Below are 19108 nucleotides of genomic sequence, written 5' to 3'. Positions count from 1 at the left end.
CAAGGCGCAATGGGTCGCACCGGCGCCGCGCTTCACGCGCGGCTACGGCGCGATGCACCAGATTCACGTGATGCAGGCCGACAAGGGCTGCGATTTCGATTTCCTGCAACGTGATGGCGCGGGCGACGCGACGACGGGCGCGGCAGACCGCGCAAGCGGCGGCGGAGAGCCCGAGATCCATTGACGCGGCACTGAGGTGACGAGGCGTGGCTGTGCGCGCGCCCGACCCTGAGCAACAACGCACAAGCAACAACGCACAAGACACAGGACGCAGCGCGAGGAGACCGGGCCGCTGAATCTGAGAAAACGAACTGCAAGCGTGCCGGCGCGACGGCGCTGGTCGGGGACTATGCAGCAACAAGGAGCACTGGCTGATTGCCTTCCGGCGGTCGGGCAACTTCGTGCGGCGCGAACGGCCGCGATAAATCCAATGAAAAAAGGGACAAGCAAATGAGACAGTACAGAGAAGCTCGACTCGCACTCACCGGCGCCGCGGCGATGTTGGCCTCGGCCGGCGTGTTCGCTCAGAGCAGCGTGACCCTCTACGGTGTGGTCGATACCGGCGTCGCGTATCTGAGCAACCAGGCACCGTCGACCGGCGCGACCACCGGCGGCAAATCGGTGACCAAGCTGATCGAAGGCGTATGGGGCGGCGAGCGCTTCGGCTTCAAGGGCAGCGAGGACCTCGGCGGCGGCTACAAGGCGATCTTCCAGCTGGAAGAGGGCTATAACGTCGACAACGGCACGCAGTCCAAAGCCGGCCTGATGTTCAGCCGCGCGTCGTGGGTGGGTCTTTCCAATGCCTCGTACGGCGCACTGACGCTCGGCCGTCAATACACGCCTTACTACAACATGCTCGCGCAGTACGGCCCGACGCCGTGGCTCACCGGCGCATTCGGCGCGCACCCGGGCGATCTCGACGCACTCGATACCGACTTCCGCGTGAACAACGCGGTGGTCTATACGTCGCCGTCGTACTACGGCTTCAAGGTGAGCGGCATGTACGCGCTGGGCGGCGTCGCCGGCGCGTTCAACTCCGGCGCGTCGTGGAGCGTGGGCGCTCAGTACCTCGCAGGTCCGGCCGGCATCGGCGTCGGTTTCGCGCGCTTTAACAACGCGACGACCAATGGCGGCCCGTGGAGCTCGAGCTCGACCGCGTACTCCGGCACCGGCGAACAGGGCGTGAGCTCGGTCACCAACGGCTACCAGAACGCGGCTGCGCAACAGCGCTTCGGGGTGACCGGCGGCTACCAGTTCAACAACCAGTGGGATGTGTCGGCGTCGTACACGAACGTGCAATACATTCCGGGCATCGCATCGGGCTTCACCACGACCGCGATCTTCAATACGGGCGGCGCCGTCTTGCACTATCATCCGGCCGACCCGTGGGATCTCGCCGTCGGCTACAGCTATACGTGGGCGAGCAAGGCGAATGGCATTCAGGACGCCGCGACCTATAGCCAGATCAACCTGACCCAGCTGTACAGCCTGTCGAAGCGCACCCGCATCTATCTGCTGGAAGCCTATCAGCGCGCGAACGGCCAGACGCTGAACAACGGCAAGGTGGTCGAGGCGACGGCCAATATCGCCGAACAGTCGGCGGCTGCGACCCGCAGCCAGTTCGGCGTGACGCTCGGCATCAACCACCAGTTCTGATGCCGCGACCCGACCGGCGGATGGCACGGCTCAGGCCGGCCGTCGCCGGAGCCAGGGTTTCTACTGGCCCGCAACGGGTGAAGATGTTTATAGAATTGCGCCTTGTCTTACAACACCGCACCGAGTTGTCACTTAATGGGGCACGAGGTCGGGCCCAGGCCCAGGAAGCCTGAGCCATGGCGGTAGCGCCGGACGCCGCGCAAGCAGTCAATTGATGTCATATCAGAGGAGATCGCAACATGAAACAGAAGCTCGCCCTGTCCGGCCTGTCGGCCCTGGTCGCGGCCTCGATCCTGACTTTCGGCGCCAGTACTGCCGAGGCGCGCACGTTCCGGGTTGCCGACGTCCATAGCGACACGTTCCCGACTGTGATGGCGCTGAAGTACATGGGCGACGAAATCAGCAAGGAAACCGGCGGCAAGGACAGCGTGAAGGTGTTCGGCAACAGCGCGCTGGGTTCGGAAAACGACACGATTCAACAGGTGCGCATCGGCGCGATCGACATGGTGCGTGCGAACGGATCCGCGTTCAACGACATCGTGCCGGAATCGATGATTCCGTCGCTGCCGTTCCTGTTCCGCGATATGGATCACTTCCATAAGGCGATGTACGGCGCGCCCGGCAAGAAGATTCTCGACGCGTTCGCGGCCAAGGGCATGATCGCGCTGACTTTCTACGAAAGCGGCGCACGCTCGATCTACGCGACCAAGCCGGTGCTCAACCCGAGCGACATGAAGGGCGTCAAGGTGCGCGTGCAGCCGTCGAACCTGATGGTCGACGAGATCAAGGCGATGGGCGGCACGCCGACGCCGATGCCGTTCGCCGAGGTTTACACGGGCCTGAAGACGGGTCTCGTCGACGCGGCGGAGAACAACATGCCGTCGTACGTCGAAACCAAACACTACGAAGTGGCGAAGGTGTTCTCCGAGACCGAGCATTCGATGACGCCGGAAGTGCTGGTGTTCTCGAAGAAGATCTGGGACACGCTGACGCCGCAGGAACAAAGCGCGATCCGCAAGGCGGCGGACGATTCGGTGCCTTACTACGAGAAGCTGTGGAGCGCGAAGGAAGCCGAGGGCCTGCAGACGGTGGAGAAGGCGGGCGTGACCGTGGTGCCGGCCGGCAAGGTCGACCGCGCCGCGTTCCAGAAGGCGATGCAGCCGGTCTGGGCGAAGTATGAAACGACGCCCGAGATGAAGCAGATCGTCGACCAGATCGAAGCGATCAAGTAAGCGCGGCGACTGCAAGACAGCGACAGGGGCGATCAGGGAGTGATCGGGCAGGCCGTGGCGACGCACACGGCCTGCCTTCTCTGCAAGGAAAACGGATGAAGTTCGTGAGGTGTTTCAACGGCATCGTCGCGCGCGTGATGACGGTGCTGGCGTCGATTTGCCTGGCGGCGCTGGTCGCACTCGTGATGTACAGCGTGGTGATGCGCTACGTGTTCGACAATGCGCAAGACTACGTCGAGCCGATCGGCCTGCTGCTGGTGCTGTTCATTGCCTTTATGGGCGCCGCGCTGAAGTTGCGCGACGGCGGCCATATCGGCCTCGATTCGCTGGTGAAGGCGATGCCGCCGAACGTGCAGCTCGGGCTGATCGCGTTCCAGCATGTATGTCTCGTCGCCTTCGCGGTCGCGGTCTGCTTCGGTTCGTGGGACATGGCGATGACCACCCTCGACGATCAGATTCCAATTCTGAACCTGCCCGAAGCGATCCGTTATCTGATTCCGGTCGCCGCGAGCGTCTGCATCATTCTCTTCTCAATCGAACACTTGCTGACGCTCAACAAGCGCGAGCAGACCTGACCCGCTATGGAACTTGCAATTCTCACCGGCAGTTTTCTGGTGCTCCTCGTGTTGGGCGTGCCTGTTTCATTCGCGCTGGGCCTGTCCTGCGTGATCACCTATCTGCACGAAGGCCTGCCGCTCGCGACCGCGATGCAGTCGATGGTCTCGGGCATCAACGCGTTTTCGTTTCTCGCGGTGCCGTTCTTTATCCTGTCCGGCGAGCTGATGCTGCACGGCGGAATTGCGGACCGCATTCTGCGTTTCGCGCAGGCGACGGTCGGGCATTTCCGCGGCGGCCTCGGCATGGCGAACGTGGTCGCGTGCACGCTGTTCGGCGGCGTGTCGGGCTCGCCGACCGCCGATACGTCGGCGATGGGCGGCGTCGTGATCCCGCTGATGAAGCGCGAAGGCTATAGCGCGGCATACGCGGTCAACGTGACCACGCACGCGTCGCTCGCCGGCGCGCTGATGCCGACCTCGACCAATATGATCATCTACGCGCTCGCGGCGCAGGGCATTACTGGCATCGTCGCGGGGCAGTCGGTGAGCGGCGTGTCGATCGGCGATCTGCTGTTTTCGGGCCTGATTCCGGTGCTGTGGGTGATGGGCTTCGTGCTGGTCGCCGCGTACTGGCAGGCAGTGCGTTACGGCTACCCGCGCCGCGCGGACGGCTCGACGGTGCTGCAGAAATTTCCGGGCTGGTTGACGGTGGCGCGCACCTTCGTCGGCGCGCTGCCGGGGCTGATGGTGATCGCGATCATTCTGTTCTGCGTCGCGAAGGGCGTGGCGACCGCGACCGAGGCCGCCGCGATTGCGGTGACCTACTCGCTGCTGCTGACGTTTTTCGCGTACCGCACGATGACGTGGAAGAAACTGTCGGTCGCGCTTGCGCGTGCGACGCGCACGACCGGCGTGGTGCTGCTGCTGATCGGCGTGTCGAACATGCTGCGTTTCCAGATGGCGTATCTCGAGATTCCGGAGACGATCCAGCAAATGCTCGAGCACGCGACGACCATTCCGTGGCTGATGCTGCTGTATATCAACATCATTCAGGTGTTTCTCGGCACGTTCGTCGATATGGCCGCGCACATCCTGATCACGACGCCGCTGTTTCTGCCGATGGCGATGCACTTCGGCGTCGGGCCGGTGCAATTCGGCATCATGATCCTGCTGAACTGCTCGCTGGGTCTCGTGCATCCGCCGATCGGCTCGGTGCAGTTTATCGGCTGCGCGATCGGCGATGTGTCGATCGGCGAGACGTCGAAGACGGCATGGCCGTATTACCTCGCAATTTTTAGCGCGATCAATATCGTCACGTATTTCCCGGCGTTTTCGACGTGGTTGCCGAGTTTGATTGCGGGGCATTCGGTGTATTGAGCGCCTCCCACGCGATGCATGACGGATGTGAAAAAGGCCTTCGGTTGAAGGCCTTTTTTTCGTTTATACGCCGTGAGCAGGGGACGCTGGCGTGCAGGTAGGTACAAAGAAAGGGCGGGTGTCAGGTGTCGCAACCCGCTTAAGTGCTCAGGTAGCAGCCGCGGCACATGCGCGTCACGCACCAGGCGTTAAGGCAATTCAAGCGCCTGCCTTATACCGCGCCAGCAACTGATCCGCACCACGCGTCAGAATACCCACATCCGAACCGACCGCGGTAAACGTGCAGCCCAGTTCGATACATCGGCGCGCCAGCGTCTCATCACTCGCGAGAATGCCCGCCGGCTTGCCGGTCGCAATGATGCGCTCGAGCGTATCTTCGATCGCCGCGATCACGTCCGGATGTTTCAGATTGCCGATATGGCCGAGCGCGGCGGACAGATCGCCGGGACCGATAAACACGCCATCCACACCGTCGACTGCCGCGATGCGTTCGAGGTTCTCGAGACCGAGCCGGCTCTCCACCTGCACCAGCACGCAAAGCTCGTTCGCGCAGTCGTGTACATAGTTCGGAATACGCCCGAAACCCGCCGCGCGCGGCGCCGACGCATAGCCGCGCACGCCTTGCGGCGGATAGCGCGTATAAGCGACCGCATTGCGCGCATCCTCTTCCGTCTCGACGTATGGAATCAGCAACGTCTGCGCGCCGACATCGAGCAGCCGTTTGATGGTCACCATATCGTTCCACGGCGGGCGCACGACCGGCTGCGTAGACGAGCCGAGCATCGCCTGCAACTGGCCATGCAGCATAGGCAGTTCGTTCGGCGCGTGCTCCATGTCGAGCACGAGCCAGTCGAAGCCGGCGCCCGCCAGCAACTCGACCGACCCGTGATGGGCGAGGCTCGACCAGAGGCCGATCTGCTGTTCTCGCGCGGCGATCGCGCGTTTGAATCGATTCTCGGCGAGTTGCATGGCGGATGCTCCGCAGTGGTGACAAGGATGAACGAGGCGCCGTCAGCGCGCGGCTTTGCGATGCTCCGGCGGCGTGAAATCGAAGCTCGCGAAACTGCCGCCCTGGTAGAGCTGAGCGACGGCATCGAGCGGATTGGTCTTCGCGAGAATCTCGGCCGCGTAGTCCTCGGCGTTCTGGCGCGGCGTGTAACCGAGACGTGCGGCGCCCGCATTGTCCCAATAGCTGCGCGTATTCGCGGACACGCCCCACACCACCTGGTAGCCGATATCGGGCACCTCGATCGACTGCTCGATCAGATGCAGCAAATCGTCGAAGCCGAGCCATGTGCTCAGATGGCGGAACTCGGTCGGCTTCTCGATGCAACTGCCGATACGCACACAGACGCTTTCGATGCCGTGCTTGTCCCAATACAGACGCGCGATACCTTCGCCCCACATCTTGCTCAGGCCGTAAAAGCCGTCCGGGCGGAACTCGCAGTCTAGCGCAAGCTTGTCCTCGACCGGATACATGCCGATCGAATGATTCGAACTGGCGAAGATGATCCGCTGCACGCCGTGACGACGCGCGCCTTCATACACTTCGACGAGCCCGCGCAGATTGTTCTCGATGATTTCCGGCAGCGGCCGCTCGACACTCGTGCCCGCCATATGAATCAGCACGTCGACGCCTTCGAGCAGCCGGTCGACCACAGCCGGATCGCGCAGGTCGCCGTGCATCACGTCTTCGCCGGACACGAGCCGCGTGAGCGGCTTCGAGCCGGCGGCCGAGCGCAGATTGACGCCGCGCTCGAGCAGCGCCTGGCGCAACACGCGGCCCAATTGACCGGCCGCGCCGCTCAATGCAATTTTCTTCACGTTGTTCATCTTTGTCGGGAAAGGCAGAGGGAAGAGGAGTTATGGATCGATCGGCGCCGGCCGGCCGCGCTGCTGCGCAGCGATGAGCCACGAGATGGACTGGTCCGGAGCGCTGTCAGGATGCTCGACGGCGCATGCCGCGCATCGTGTTTCCGGTGGCCGTACGGCTTCAAATCAGGTAGCACATGATCGGGCAGGTTTTGATAAGTTGTCAAGCAAATAGAGGCGATATGGTCGGTTCCGGATCAACCGGCCACAGGTTCTGAAACGCAGGAATTTGGCTTTAAAACGCCGCTTCTTGTGCGTTTTGCAACACGCGATACGCAATCCTGCGCGCGCTGCCGCGCGCCTGAACCTCTGCTTGACAAGTTTTACCTTGTATAACGACAATCCCGGATCTGCGGCTGGCCTGGAGGGCGGGCCAGGCTGTCCGCAAAAAATCGAAGGAGGGGAAAAATGAGCACCGTGACAACGCTGCGCGCGGAGCGTGTGACTGCCGCGGGCAACCTGCCGGCGATCGTCGGCGAAAGTCCTGTTTGGCATGCGAGCGAAGGCGCACTGTATTGGGTCGACATTCCGCGCAAGAAGATCCTTCGTTTGCATCCCGGCAGCGGCGAGCGTGCCGCATGGGAAATGCCGGAGCGTGTCGCGTGTCTCGCGTTCGGTCAATCGGGCGGCTTGCTCGCCGGCATGGAAAGCGGGTTGTTCTCCGTGACGCTGGCGGCGCCAGGCACGTTCGAAGCGCCGGGCGCCGCGCAAGTGCGCCGGCTCGCCGCGCCGCTATTCGCGCTGCCGAACATGCGTTTCAACGATGGCCGCTGCGATCGCCAGGGCCGCTTCTGGGCCGGCACGATGCTGCAGGACATGGCGGTCGGCCAGCCGGTCGGCGCGTTGTTCCGTTTCGATGCGGCGGGCCGTTTGTCCGCACCGGTCGTCGACGAACTGATCGTGCAGAACGGCCTCGCGTGGTCGCCCGACGGTCGCACGATGTATCTGTCGGACTCGCATCCGTCGCGGCGCATCATCTGGACCTTCGACTACGACACGCACACCGGCGAAGCGCGCGCGCGCCGCGTGTTCGCCGATCTGCATCAGTATGTCGGGCGTCCGGACGGCGCGGCGATGGATGTCGACGGCGGCTACTGGATCTGCGCGAACGATGCCGGCCGCGTGCTGCGCTTCACGCCCGAGGGCAAGCTCGATCGGCAGATCGAACTGCCGGCGGTGAAGCCTGCGATGTGCGCGTTCGGTGGCGCCGGACTCGATACGCTGTTCATCACGACGATCCGCCCGGATGCGGGGGCGACGGAACACGATGGGCATCTGTTTGCGGTGCGGCCCGGTGTGAACGGATGTGTCGAAGCCGGTTACGCTGGAGCACTTTGACAGCACAGTCAAAGACTGAACGGAACCCGAAGGGAAGGCGGCGCGTCACGCGCGCCGCGCGTCACCGCCGAAATACAGCGCCACGAACTAGAAGCGCCAACGCGGCCGCACGGTCGACGCCAGATTGTTGGCGATCTGCTCGCCGAATTTTTGCTGCGCGAACGCGAGGCGCGTTTCTCCGGCGAATCCCGCAATGCTCAAATTCATGAAGTCGGTTTCTCTAAGACATCCGAGTGTTTTGGCGGCGACCGCTCGCCGCGCGGGATTGCGCAACTGATTGACGCGTGCGCCAATATGCGCCTTGAAGGCGGGGTTCCAGCGATCGTTCGTATAAACGTGAAATCCTCGCATCGCGAGATCCCCGAATATTCGAGGCAGTTCAAGCCGCCGGACGAGTCGTGAGTCGGTTCCCGGCACGAACATCGCCAGTTCGGGATCGTTTTCCGGAGACGGATTGTTGAGTTCCGTGCCGTGATTGATCACCGGGTTGACTCCGCACAGCCTGTTGATTTTTCCGATGATCGTCTGCTGGAATCTCGACAGGATGCCCTCGAGACCTTGATTCGACACGCGGGTGTCGATATTGCTGGCGAACTCTGGCGCGCTGAAGTGCGGACAGATCGCAAAGAGATCGTAATCCGAGGTGACGGCGGACACACCGGCCCCATCTTCGCCCATGTAGCCCAGCACCATGACCGGTGTTTTTTCCCCGGTTGTGGCCGGGTAGTAGTAGACGTCAAAATCCCCGGCGCCATTCTGCTCGAGCGCGAAACGCAAGTTTGCGTTTCCTTGCGGGCTTTGCGCGTTGAACGCTTGCGCCGGGGTCGGCGCGGCAAACAGGCCGTCGTTGACGAGTTCGTTGATTCGGGCCTGATTGATGGCGAGCGGAATCTTGCCGACCTGCTCCGAGCGCAACGATTCACGCACGGCATTCTGATTGTGCTCAATCGCCGCCGGACCGCCGTCGGCCACTTTGCTGAGCGCGGAGTCCGCGCAGATAAAGCCTGCCATTGGCCCCCAATTAGAACTCTTCGCGTGAATGTCTAATCGTTTGGTGCGGTAACCGGCATCGATCAGGCGTGTCGCATTCGGATTGGCGAGCCTGAAAAAAATGAACGTGCTGAACTGGGTCGCGACAGTCTGAATATGCTGAATGTGCGACGCCGCTATGCCGCAATTTCCTTCGGATAACATAGCGTGTTGACTCGTTCAGGAGGCGTTCTCAAAGTCGCGGCTAGAACTCGATTCCCCAATGCTTGAGAAGCTCGCCGCTCTCTTTGGGTTTTTTGAGAAGGTTGCAGGCTTCAACAACCTTATCCTTGAGCTCCTCTTTGGTTCCAACGAACACGTTAGGAAAATCGGACAGCGCCAGCGCGTGCGACCGACCGCTGCCGTCTTCCTCAGCCTTCGAAACCACGATCTGCTTCCAGGTCGGTTCGATCACGCGATTGCCGTCGATTGTCTCAAGGAAAAAGTGCGAATCGCCGTTGTACAACTTGTCGACTATGTTATACGCCTCCGGCAAGCTCGCGTCGGTATCGAGTCTCGCTTTCACCGCGGCGCAACACTCTCCGCACAGCCCGCGGCGGAACGCAATCTGAACTACTTTTTCGTTGCCTTTCGGTGCTTTGAAACCGGCCATCACGCTTGCCTCATTGGCCTGGTTGATGCGTTCCATCACAGCCTCTTCCGCACTGTCCTGGATTTCTTCCTTTTTGTCGTCCGTAAGCGCTGTGTCGGGTGGCATGGTCACGTTACCTGTCGTGAGGAGCGCTCGAACCTGCGCGCTCCGTTTGAGTGACTGCGATGCTAGCGCGTCAACGTTCGCATCGGCTGTCGGCAACACGAACTGCCGACAGCATTTGCGCACGAATGGTTTCGACGCAATCTATTGCGCACAGCGGCACGGTGCGGCAGGAAGACAACTGGCACCCAAGGCGTCACACGTCTCCTAACAGACTTCAGGAAACATGGAATAGATCGCGATACTGCTTTGTTATAGCTGCACGGAGCAGGCACGCGAGTTCATCATACGAATGAAAAGGGTGGAGTAAGTTGGACGCCTAACGTCGTTCGGTAAATGGGCAACTACGCGGTGTTGTGTCTGCGCATCCATACGCACCCGAGGACGGATCGCATGGCAACGAAGCAGAGCAGTCAGAAATTCATCGCGCGCAATCGGGCGCCGCGCGTGCAGATCGAGTACGACGTCGAGTTGTACGGCGCACAGAAGAAAGTGCAGATTCCGTTCGTGATGGGGGTGATGTCGGACCTGTCCGGAGCGAACGCGGCGGAATTGCCGCCGATCGAAGAGCGCAAGGCGCTGGATATCGACGTCGACAATTTCGATAACCGTATGCAGTCGATGAAGCCGCGCGTGAACTTCAGCGTGCCGAACAGGCTGACCGGCGAAGGCAGTCTCGCCATCGACCTGACCTTCGAGCGCATGGACGACTTCTCTCCCGCCGCGATCGCACGCAAGGTCGACGTGCTGGCGAGGCTGCTCGAAGCGCGCACGCAGCTCGCTAATCTGGCGACGTATCTGTCCGGCAAGGCCGGCGCCGAAAAGCTGATTGCGCAGGCGATCGCCGATCCGGCCCTGCTGCAGTCGCTGGCCATTGCGCCGAAAGCACCCGATGCCCAACCCGCTGAAGAGTGAGCGCCATCATGGATACGCAAAAGCAGATCGAACCGCGCACGACGGATGGCGAGCTTCAGACCGACGATTTCGCCGCGCTGCTCAAGAAGGAGTTCAAGCCGAAGAACGAGCGCGCGAGGGAGGAGGTGGAGTCCGCGGTACGCACGCTGGCCGAGCAGGTATTGAAAGATTCGCACGTCGTGTCGGACGATGTCACGCAGACGATCAACGCCTATATTGCGGAGATCGACCGCAAGCTCGGCGAACAGCTGAACCAGATCATGCATCATGCGGAGTTCCAGAAAATGGAAGGTGCATGGCGCGGACTGCATCATCTGATCACCAATAGCGAAACCGATGCGATGCTGAAAATCCGCGTGCTGAACGTGTCGAAAAAAGAGCTCGCGAAGAACCTGAAGCGCTTCAAGGGCACCGCGTGGGACCAGAGCCCGGTGTTCAAGAAGATCTACGAGGAAGAGTACGGGCAACTGGGCGGCGAGCCCTACGGCTGTCTGGTCGGCGATTACTACTTCGACCATAGCCCGCAGGACGTCGACATGTTGCGCGGCATCTCGCAGATTGCCGCGGCCGCGCATGCGCCGTTCATTGCGGCCGCCAACTCGACGCTGCTCGGCATGGACGGCTGGAACGAACTGGCGAACCCGCGCGATCTCGGCATGATCTTCACCACGCCGGACTATGCGGGCTGGCGTTCGTTGCGCGAGATGGACGACGCGAAGTATCTGGGGCTGACGATGCCGCGCACGCTCGCGCGCCTGCCGTACGGCGCGAAGACGGACCCGGTCGAGGAGTTCGACTTCGAAGAAGAGATGGAAGGCGGCGACTCGTCGGGCTACACATGGCAAAACGCCGCCTATTCGATGGCGGTGAATATCAACCGCGCGTTCAAGTACTACGGCTGGTGCACGCGCATACGCGGCGTCGAGTCCGGCGGCGCGGTCGAAAACTTGCCGGTGCACACGTTCCCGAGCGACGACGGCGGCGTGGACATGAAATGTCCCACTGAAATTGCGATCACCGATCGTCGTGCCGCGGAGCTCGACAAGATGGGGTTGATGCCGCTCGTTCACCGCAAGAACTCGGATGTCGCCGCATTCATCGGTGCGCAGTCGGTGGCGAAGCCCGAGGAATACGACGACCCGGCCGCCACGGCGAACGCCAATCTGTCGGCGCGCCTGCCTTACATGTTCGCGTGCTGCCGCTTTGCGCACTATCTGAAGTGCATCGTGCGCGACAAGATCGGCTCGTTCAGCAGCCGCGACCAGATGGAGAGCTGGCTGTCCCGCTGGGTGATGAACTACGTCGACGGCGACCCCGCCAATTCCAGCGACGACACCAAGGCGCGCAAGCCGCTCGCCGCCGCGGAAGTGGTGGTGGAGGATGTCGAAGGCAACCCGGGCTTTTATACGGCGAAGTTCTTTCTGAAGCCGCATTACCAGCTCGAGGGGCTCACCGTCTCGCTGCGGCTGGTGTCGCGCCTGCCTTCCGCGCAGGCCGCCTGAGTACGCGGCGGCTGCATACGCCCCACATGGTTGTTGCGCGTTGGTGAAGCAGCTCAGGTAACGATCAGGTTTCCTTATGTTCGTCGCGTCTGGCGAACATGTCTAACAGCAAGTGACAGGAGAAGCTTTATGCCGTTCGATATGCATCTGAAATTCGGTTCCGGTGGCGTGACGATCACGGGTGATTCGGTTCATCAGAAGCACACCAACCAGATTCCGATCCTCTCCTGGTCGTGGGACATTACCAATCGGGGCGACCTGCACGCCAACGCCACGTCGGGCGGCAAGGCGGATGTCGGCGACCTGCGCATCGTGAAGTACGTCGACACCGCGTCCAACGCGATTCTCGAGGCGTGTTGTACCGGCGCGCGCTCACAGAATGCGTATATCTACGTCACCAATACGACGAAGGAGCCGACCGACTTCCTCACGGTGGAGCTCAGTGAAGGGGTAATCGTCACGGCGGTCTCGAACAGCGCCAATCTGGGCGGCGATCGTCTGACCGAAACGATCTGGTTGCATTTCGGCAAATTCAGTTACCAGTACCAGCCGCAGGATGAGAACGGCGCGCCAAAGGGCGGTATCAAGCAGTTCGCGTACGACATCAAGAAAGCCGTCAAGGCTTAGGCATATGACTCGATGTCCGCTGCGCACGACCGCTGCACGCATCCTTTCGACAGGTGTTGAGCGGGCGTGCGCGTCATGTCCGAACTGACGCCGCAAGAGCGCCTGCAACCGTCGCTGCTGGACCGGCTCACCGATCTGGCGCCGGCCCGGCGCGACGAAAGTCGCGAGCAGCGGGTCATCACCGCGGCGCGTCTGCGCGAATGCGTGACGCGCGATATCGAATGGCTGCTCAACTGTACGCGTGCGTGGAGCAGCGAAGCATTGGCGGCGCTGCCGGAAGTGGACAACTCGGTGCTGAATTTCGGCATTCCGGATCTGGCCGGCGAGGCGTTGTCCGGCATCGACGCGGACCTGCTGCAAAACCGCATCCGGGCCGCGTTGATCAACTTCGAACCGAGGCTGATCGGCAGCACCGTGCAGGTGAGCGTCAACGTGGACCCGGGTCGCATGGACAACCGTTCGCTCAGCTTCCGGATCGACTCGGAGATGTGGGCCCAGCCGATGCCGCTGTCGCTTTATCTGCGCACCGAGCTCGATCTGGAGACGGGCGAGTTCCGCGTGTCGTCAAGCTTCGCCTGACCGTTATGGACCCACGCCTTCTGCGTTACTACAACCGCGAATTGCAGCATGTCCGCGAGATGGGGGCGGAGTTCGCGCGCGAATATCCGAAGATTGCCGGCCGGCTCGGTATCGAGGGCTTCGAGTGTGCGGACCCGTATGTCGAGCGGCTGCTCGAAGGCTTCGCATTTCTCGCGGCGCGCGTGCAGTTGAAGCTCGATGCGCAATACCCGGTGTTCACGCAGCATCTGCTGGAAATCGTGTATCCGCATTACGTCGCGCCGATTCCTTCGATGGCGGTAGTGCAACTGCGTCCGGATCCCGCCGAAGACCTGCCGCCCGCCGGTCACGCGATTGCACGGCATACCATGCTGCGCAGCCTCGTGGGAGTCGGCGAGCGCACGCCGTGCGAGTACCGCACCGCGCACGACGTGACGCTGTGGCCGCTCGAACTGGCCGGCGCGCGCTATGTCGAAACGCCCGCGGCACTGGCGGCGGCGGGGCTCGTGGCGCGGCGCGGATGGGCTGCGCGCGCCGGCCTGCACCTGAAGTTCCGGACGCTCTGCGGTGTGCAGGCGAAGATGCTCGCGCTCGATCGCCTGCCGGTGTTTCTGGCCGGCGCCGACGAGTTGCCGAAGTTGCTGTACGAACAACTGCTGGCGAACGGCCTGGGTTATACGGTGCGTACGGCCGGCCCCAACGGGACCGTCGTCGATGAGCATCATGACCGCGCGGCGCTGGTCCCAAAAGGCTTCGACGAGGACGACGCGCTGCTGCCTTACGGCAGCCGGTCGTTCAGCGGCTACCGTTTGCTGCAGGAGTACTTTGCGTGCGCCGAGCGCTTCCTGTTCGTCGAATTGACCGGTTTGCACAAGTCGCTCGCGCGCGCCACGGGCAACGAGTTCGAGATCGTTATCTGGCTCGACCGGAGCATCGCCCGTTTGCACAACGCGGTGGATGCGAGCAATTGCCGCCTTTTCTGCACGCCAGTGGTCAATCTGTTCGAGCGCCGCTCGGACCGGATTCATTTGCAGCAGGGCAGAACCGAGTACCACGTGCTTGGCGACCGTACGCGGCCGATGGATTTCGAGGTTCACAGCGTGAGCGAAGTGCAGGGTTTCGGCGACCGCCAGGAACCCGAACAGACCTTCTTGCCGTTTTACGGCGGCAATGAGCGCACATGGCACGACGCGCACGCGGCGTTCTATACGCTGCGCCGCGAACCGCGTTTGCTGTCGGGCCGGCAGCAGCGCCGCGGCGCGCGCTCGAGTTACGTGGGCAGCGAGACGTTTATTGCGCTGGTCGATGCGCGCGATGCGCCGTATTCGACCACGCTGCGCCAACTCGGCATGCGGCTGTTGTGCACCAACCGCGACCTGCCGCTCCATATGCCGGTGGGCAAATCGTATACGGACTTCACGCTCGATATCGACGCGCCGGTCGCTTCGATCCGCTGCGTCGCCGGTCCGACGAAGCCGCGTCCGCCGATGGCGACCGGCGACAGCGCGTGGCGGCTGATCAGCCATCTGCAACTGAACTATCTGTCGCTGCTCGACGACGACCCGCAGCAGGGCGCCGCCGCGCTGCGCGAGATGCTGACGCTCTATTGCGACGAATTCGATGCGTCTTTGCGGCGGCAGATCGAGGGCATCCGGCATGTCGCCGCCAGGCCGGTCACACGTCGCGTGCCGGCGCCGGGGCCCATTACTTACGGCCGCGGCCTCGAGATCACGCTGACCTGCGACGACAGCGCCTTCGAAGGCACCGTGGCTTTTCTGCTCGGTTCGGTGCTGGATCAGTTCTTTGCGCGCTATGTGTCGCTCAACTCTTTTACCGAGACCGTGCTGTGCACGCTCGAACGCAACGAGGTAGCCCGATGGCCGACGAGGCTCGGCATACGCCCGATCCTGTAGCGATCGAACAGGCGTTGCGCGCGCGGCCGCAGGACTTCGAATTTTTCGAGGCGCTGCGCCGTATCGAATGTGCGTACCCGGCGCAGCCGCGGCTCGCGCACTCGATCAAGCCCGCGGACGACCCGCTGCGGCTCGCGCACAGCGCATCGCTCGAATTCGCGCCGCGCGGTCTCGACCGCTTCGAGCCCGGCGACGGCGCACGGCCGGCGCGGCTGTACGGCTACTTTCTGGGCCTGTTCGGACCCAACGGGCCGTTGCCGCTGCATTTGACCGAATACGCGCTCGAGCGTCAACGCAATGCGCAGGACCCGACGTTCGTCGCGTTCGCCGATATTTTTCACCACCGCATGCTGAGCCTCTTTTACCGCGCGTGGGCCGATGCGCAGCCAACCGTGGAATTCGACCGCCCGCAGCAGGATCGCTTTCGCACCTACGTCGGTGCGCTGATCGGCACGGCCACGCCGCATCTCGAGCAGCGCGACGCATTGCCGGACCGCTACAAACGCTTTTTTGCCGGGCGTCTCGGGCCGCAGGCACGCAACGCCGAAGGCCTGAAATGCCTGCTCGAGCACTACTTCGGCGTGCACGTGCGCGTCGTCGAATTCGTCGTCGAATGGATGCGTTTGCCGGCCGACGCGCATCTGCGCATCGGCGTGGCGATGGCGGGTCTCGGCCATACGGCGGTACTGGGCGCGCAGGTGCGCGGCGCACAGCAGCGCTTTCGTCTGTGTGTCGGTCCGTTGACGCGCGGCGAGTTCAACCGCTTTTTGCCGGGCGGCGATGCGTTGCGGCAATTCATCGCCGCGGTGAAGACCTATGCAGGCGAAGAGAAGGATTGGGACCTGCAACTGCTTCTGAAAAAAGAGGACGTGCCGCGCACCCATATCGGGAAGTCCGGCCGCCTCGGATTCAACGCATGGATCGGCCGTTACCTGAAAAGCGCGGACGCCGGCGATGTCGTATTGACGCCGGCGCGATAGCGCTCGCGTATCGAGGAAGGAAACCATGGCCGAAATCAGTCGCAGCGCGTTGTTCGGCAAGCTCAACGCGCTTGCTTATCGTGGCATCGAAAGCGCTACCGTGTTCTGCAAGCTGCGCGGCAACCCGTATGTCGAACTCGCGCATTGGATTCACCAGATTCTGCAGTGGCCGGATTCAGACCTGCATCGCATCGTCCGGCACTTCGACCTGAATCCGTCGAACCTCGCCCGTGACGTGACGGATGCACTGGAACGGCTGCCGCGCGGCTCGGCCGCGATCGCCGATTTTGGCAGCGATGTCGAAGAAGCAGTCGAGCGCGGCTGGGTGTTCGCCACGCTGATGTTCGGCGAGACCCAGGTGCGCACCGGTTACCTGATGGTCGGCCTGCTGCTCACCCGTCACTTGCGCCACGCGCTGCATGCGATGTCCGCCGAGTTCCGCAAGGTCAAGCCGGAAGCGCTGGCCGATGGCTTCGCCGCGATCGTCGCGGGCTCGCCCGAAGACGGCCAACCGGCGACGGACGGCTTTCGCGCGGATCGCGAGCCGAGCGCCGCACCGGGCGCGGCGAGCGATGCGCTCGCACCCGCGCAACTGGGCCGGCAGCAGGCGTTGCGGCAATTTACCGTCGATCTGACCGAGCAGGCGCGCAGCGGCAGGATCGACCCGATCGTCGGCCGCGATGACGAGATTCGCCAGCTCGTCGATATCCTGATGCGCCGCCGCCAGAACAACCCGATGCTGGTCGGCGAAGCGGGCGTCGGCAAGACGGCGGTCGTCGAAGGTTTCGCGTTGCGCATTGTCGCGGGCGATGTGTCGCCGTCGTTTCGCCACGTCCAGTTGCGCGCGCTCGACGTCGGCCTGCTGCAGGCCGGGGCGAGCATGAAAGGCGAGTTCGAGAACCGGCTGCGGCAGGTGATCGACGAAGTCGAGGCGTCGCCGCAGCCGGTCATTCTGTTTATCGACGAAGCGCATACGCTGATCGGCGCGGGCGGAGCGGCGGGCACCGGCGATGCGGCGAATCTGCTGAAGCCCGCGCTCGCACGCGGCAATTTGCGCACGATCGGCGCGACCACGTGGGCCGAATACAAGAAGCACATCGAAAAAGACCCGGCGCTCACGCGCCGTTTCCAGACGGTTCAGGTCGACGAACCGGGCGAAGAGAAAGCGATCCGGATGATGCGCGGCATGGCGGGCGTGATGGAGCAACACCATCGCGTGCAACTGCTCGATGAAGCGCTGGAGGCCGCGGTCAGACTGTCGCATCGTTACATTCCCGCGCGCCAGTTGCCGGACAAGGCGGTGAGCCTGCTCGACACCGCCTGCGCGCGGGTCGCGATCAGCCAGCACGCGGTGCCCGCGCAGCTCGACGACACGCGCAGGCATATCGATGCGCTGAACACGGAGCTGACAATCATCGCGAGCGAGAAGAGCGTGGGTGTCGACGTGACGACGCGCGAAGCGGCCGCGCAGGACAAGCTGGTGCTGCAACAGGCTCGCCTGCAGCAGCTTGAAACGGCATGGGCCGAGGAGAAGCGACTCGTCGAACGCATTCTCGCGCTGCGCGCCCGCCTCAAGGCCGAGGCCGTGACCGAGGCCAGCGCGGCGCGCACGGCGGCCGGGGATACACCCGCACCCAAACCCGCACCCGTACCTGAGCCCGCACCCGCGCCGCAAGCGCTGGATGCAGCGGCACGCGCCGCCGCATTGGCCGAATTGCGGCAGTTGCAGTCGCAGCTGGCCGAACAGCAGGGCGAATCGGCGCTGATTGCGCCGCATGTCGACTATGACGCGGTGGCGTCGGTGGTCGCCGACTGGACCGGCATTCCGGTCGGCCGGATGATTCGCAGCGAACTGGACACAGTGATGAATCTCGCGCGCCTGCTCGGCGAACGCGTGATCGGCCAGGATCACGCGATGGAGATGATCGCGAGGCGCATCCAGACCTCGCGTGCCGGTCTCGACAATCCGCACAAGCCGGTCGGTGTGTTCCTGCTGGCCGGCACGTCGGGCGTCGGCAAGACCGAGACGGCGCTCGCGCTCGCCGAAGCGCTCTACGGCGGCGAGCACAACCTGATCACGATCAATATGAGCGAGTTCCAGGAGGCGCATACGGTCTCCACGTTGAAGGGCGCGCCGCCCGGCTACGTCGGCTACGGCGAGGGCGGCGTGCTCACCGAAGCGGTGCGGCGCCGGCCATATTCGGTGGTGCTGCTCGACGAAGTGGAAAAAGCCCATCCGGACGTGCACGAAATTTTCTTTCAGGTTTTCGATAAGGGCGTGATGGAGGACGGCGAGGGCCGCCGGATCGATTTCCGGAACACGCTGATCCTGCTCACGACCAATGCGGGCACCGACGTGATCGCGCGACTGTGCAGGGATGCAGACCGTCTGCCCGACCCCGAAACGATGGCTGCCGCATTGCGTGCGCCGCTGCTCGACGTATTTCCGCCCGCGCTGCTCGGCCGCCTCGTGCCGATTCCGTACTACCCGCTCAGCGACGCCATGCTGGGCCGCATCGTCGCGCTGCAACTGGATCGCATCAGGCAGCGCATCGACGAGCGTTATCGCATTCCGTTCGAATTCGATGCGGACGTGGTGCGTCTGATCGTCAGCCGCTGCACCGTGAGCGAGTCGGGCGGACGCATGATCGACGCGATTCTGACCAATACGATGCTGCCCGCCATATCGCGCGAACTGCTCGCGCGCACGATGGACGGCGAGCCGGTATCCGGCATCGGCGTCACCGTGTTCGACGAAGACTTCGCATACGCATTCGCGAAGAAGGAATAGAAATGCGGCGCCTGTTGTTGTATTGAGCGCGACGCGACTGCTGCGT

General features: G+C 63.0%; 16 protein-coding genes and 1 pseudogene. 13 read left to right on the top strand and 4 right to left on the bottom strand.

The window, feature by feature from the left end; translation table 11 throughout:
• From HV675_RS28745 to HV675_RS28725, 5 genes and pseudogenes are all read left to right on the top strand, one after another.
• Positions 1–184, top strand: a pseudogene (locus tag HV675_RS28745) (dihydroxy-acid dehydratase); the annotation flags it as partial.
• Positions 185–450: 266 nt separating this feature from the next.
• Entirely contained in the window at positions 451–1656 is a 1206-nt protein-coding gene (locus HV675_RS28740) for a porin (RefSeq protein ID WP_175114850.1), read from the top strand.
• A gap of 239 nt (positions 1657–1895) precedes the next feature.
• On the top strand, positions 1896–2888 hold the full coding sequence (locus tag HV675_RS28735; RefSeq protein WP_175114849.1) for a TRAP transporter substrate-binding protein: 993 nt from the start codon (positions 1896–1898) through the stop codon (positions 2886–2888).
• Between the two features lie 95 nt (positions 2889–2983).
• Positions 2984–3463 carry a TRAP transporter small permease gene (locus tag HV675_RS28730; protein WP_175114848.1) on the top strand — a complete coding sequence of 160 codons (480 nt, stop codon included), beginning with the start codon at positions 2984–2986 and terminating at the stop codon, positions 3461–3463.
• Positions 3464–3469: 6 nt separating this feature from the next.
• Positions 3470–4822, top strand: coding sequence for a TRAP transporter large permease (locus HV675_RS28725; protein WP_175114847.1), 1353 nt, complete (start codon positions 3470–3472; stop codon positions 4820–4822).
• Positions 4823–5020: 198 nt separating this feature from the next.
• On the opposite strand, the gene HV675_RS28720 is transcribed toward HV675_RS28725, so the two are convergent.
• Positions 5021–5791, bottom strand: a complete 771-nt coding sequence (locus HV675_RS28720) for an HpcH/HpaI aldolase family protein (RefSeq protein WP_175114846.1) — start codon at positions 5789–5791, stop codon at positions 5021–5023.
• A 42-nt stretch (positions 5792–5833) separates the two neighbouring features.
• Positions 5834–6646 (bottom strand): NAD-dependent epimerase/dehydratase family protein, encoded by an 813-nt coding sequence (locus HV675_RS28715; protein WP_175114845.1) that lies wholly within the window; start codon positions 6644–6646, stop codon positions 5834–5836.
• A 456-nt stretch (positions 6647–7102) separates the two neighbouring features.
• Here HV675_RS28715 and HV675_RS28710 point away from each other — a divergent pair, with 456 nt between their 5' ends.
• Positions 7103–8032 (top strand): SMP-30/gluconolactonase/LRE family protein, encoded by a 930-nt coding sequence (locus HV675_RS28710; RefSeq protein WP_175114844.1) that lies wholly within the window; start codon positions 7103–7105, stop codon positions 8030–8032.
• Between the two features lie 87 nt (positions 8033–8119).
• Here HV675_RS28710 and HV675_RS28705 read toward each other — a convergent pair whose 3' ends face one another.
• Together HV675_RS28705 and HV675_RS28700 are read right to left on the bottom strand one after the other, a co-directional pair.
• Entirely contained in the window at positions 8120–9226 is a 1107-nt protein-coding gene (locus HV675_RS28705; protein ID WP_175114843.1) for an anthrax toxin-like adenylyl cyclase domain-containing protein, read from the bottom strand.
• A 40-nt stretch (positions 9227–9266) separates the two neighbouring features.
• Entirely contained in the window at positions 9267–9785 is a 519-nt protein-coding gene (locus tag HV675_RS28700) for a hypothetical protein (protein WP_175114842.1), read from the bottom strand.
• Positions 9786–10169: 384 nt separating this feature from the next.
• Here HV675_RS28700 and tssB point away from each other — a divergent pair, with 384 nt between their 5' ends.
• The 7 genes from tssB (at position 10170) to tssH (ending at position 19062) form a co-directional block, all read left to right on the top strand.
• Entirely contained in the window at positions 10170–10691 is a 522-nt protein-coding gene (gene tssB / locus HV675_RS28695; RefSeq protein ID WP_175114841.1) for a type VI secretion system contractile sheath small subunit, read from the top strand.
• 8 nt (positions 10692–10699) lie between these two features.
• The gene (tssC, locus tag HV675_RS28690; protein ID WP_175114840.1) at positions 10700–12193 is read left to right on the top strand and encodes a type VI secretion system contractile sheath large subunit; all 1494 of its coding nucleotides are present in this window, start codon (positions 10700–10702) and stop codon (positions 12191–12193) included.
• Between the two features lie 129 nt (positions 12194–12322).
• Positions 12323–12820, top strand: a complete 498-nt coding sequence (locus HV675_RS28685) for an Hcp family type VI secretion system effector (RefSeq protein WP_175114839.1) — start codon at positions 12323–12325, stop codon at positions 12818–12820.
• A gap of 75 nt (positions 12821–12895) precedes the next feature.
• Positions 12896–13399 (top strand): type VI secretion system baseplate subunit TssE, encoded by a 504-nt coding sequence (tssE, locus tag HV675_RS28680; RefSeq protein WP_175114838.1) that lies wholly within the window; start codon positions 12896–12898, stop codon positions 13397–13399.
• Between the two features lie 5 nt (positions 13400–13404).
• A complete protein-coding gene (gene tssF, locus HV675_RS28675; RefSeq protein WP_175114837.1) occupies positions 13405–15291 on the top strand; it encodes a type VI secretion system baseplate subunit TssF in 1887 nt (628 codons plus the stop codon).
• The gene (gene tssG / locus HV675_RS28670; RefSeq protein ID WP_175114836.1) at positions 15255–16271 is read left to right on the top strand and encodes a type VI secretion system baseplate subunit TssG; all 1017 of its coding nucleotides are present in this window, start codon (positions 15255–15257) and stop codon (positions 16269–16271) included. Before tssF ends, tssG begins: the two co-directional genes overlap by 37 nt.
• Before the next feature lie 25 nt (positions 16272–16296).
• On the top strand, positions 16297–19062 hold the full coding sequence (tssH, locus tag HV675_RS28665; RefSeq protein ID WP_175114835.1) for a type VI secretion system ATPase TssH: 2766 nt from the start codon (positions 16297–16299) through the stop codon (positions 19060–19062).
• The last annotated feature ends 46 nt before the right edge of the window (positions 19063–19108 follow it).

The sequence above is a fragment of the Paraburkholderia solisilvae genome (genome assembly GCF_902859875.1).
GTDB lineage: Bacteria > Pseudomonadota > Gammaproteobacteria > Burkholderiales > Burkholderiaceae > Paraburkholderia > Paraburkholderia solisilvae.
This window is presented reverse-complemented; position numbering and strand designations above follow the sequence as displayed.

What these genes read in the sequence shown, in the direction of transcription:
- HV675_RS28740 (WP_175114850.1), top strand. Translation starts at nt 451, where the DNA reads ATGAGACAGTACAGAGAAGCTCGACTCGCACTCACCGGCGCCGCGGCG.
- HV675_RS28735 (WP_175114849.1), top strand. Translation starts at nt 1,896, where the DNA reads ATGAAACAGAAGCTCGCCCTGTCCGGCCTGTCGGCCCTGGTCGCGGCC.
- HV675_RS28730 (WP_175114848.1), top strand. Translation starts at nt 2,984, where the DNA reads ATGAAGTTCGTGAGGTGTTTCAACGGCATCGTCGCGCGCGTGATGACG.
- HV675_RS28725 (WP_175114847.1), top strand. Translation starts at nt 3,470, where the DNA reads ATGGAACTTGCAATTCTCACCGGCAGTTTTCTGGTGCTCCTCGTGTTG.
- HV675_RS28720 (WP_175114846.1), bottom strand. Translation starts at nt 5,791, where the DNA reads ATGCAACTCGCCGAGAATCGATTCAAACGCGCGATCGCCGCGCGAGAA.
- HV675_RS28710 (WP_175114844.1), top strand. Translation starts at nt 7,103, where the DNA reads ATGAGCACCGTGACAACGCTGCGCGCGGAGCGTGTGACTGCCGCGGGC.
- HV675_RS28705 (WP_175114843.1), bottom strand. Translation starts at nt 9,226, where the DNA reads ATGTTATCCGAAGGAAATTGCGGCATAGCGGCGTCGCACATTCAGCAT.
- tssB (WP_175114841.1), top strand. Translation starts at nt 10,170, where the DNA reads ATGGCAACGAAGCAGAGCAGTCAGAAATTCATCGCGCGCAATCGGGCG.
- tssC (WP_175114840.1), top strand. Translation starts at nt 10,700, where the DNA reads ATGGATACGCAAAAGCAGATCGAACCGCGCACGACGGATGGCGAGCTT.
- HV675_RS28685 (WP_175114839.1), top strand. Translation starts at nt 12,323, where the DNA reads ATGCCGTTCGATATGCATCTGAAATTCGGTTCCGGTGGCGTGACGATC.
- tssE (WP_175114838.1), top strand. Translation starts at nt 12,896, where the DNA reads ATGTCCGAACTGACGCCGCAAGAGCGCCTGCAACCGTCGCTGCTGGAC.
- tssF (WP_175114837.1), top strand. Translation starts at nt 13,405, where the DNA reads ATGGACCCACGCCTTCTGCGTTACTACAACCGCGAATTGCAGCATGTC.
- tssG (WP_175114836.1), top strand. Translation starts at nt 15,255, where the DNA reads ATGGCCGACGAGGCTCGGCATACGCCCGATCCTGTAGCGATCGAACAG.
- tssH (WP_175114835.1), top strand. Translation starts at nt 16,297, where the DNA reads ATGGCCGAAATCAGTCGCAGCGCGTTGTTCGGCAAGCTCAACGCGCTT.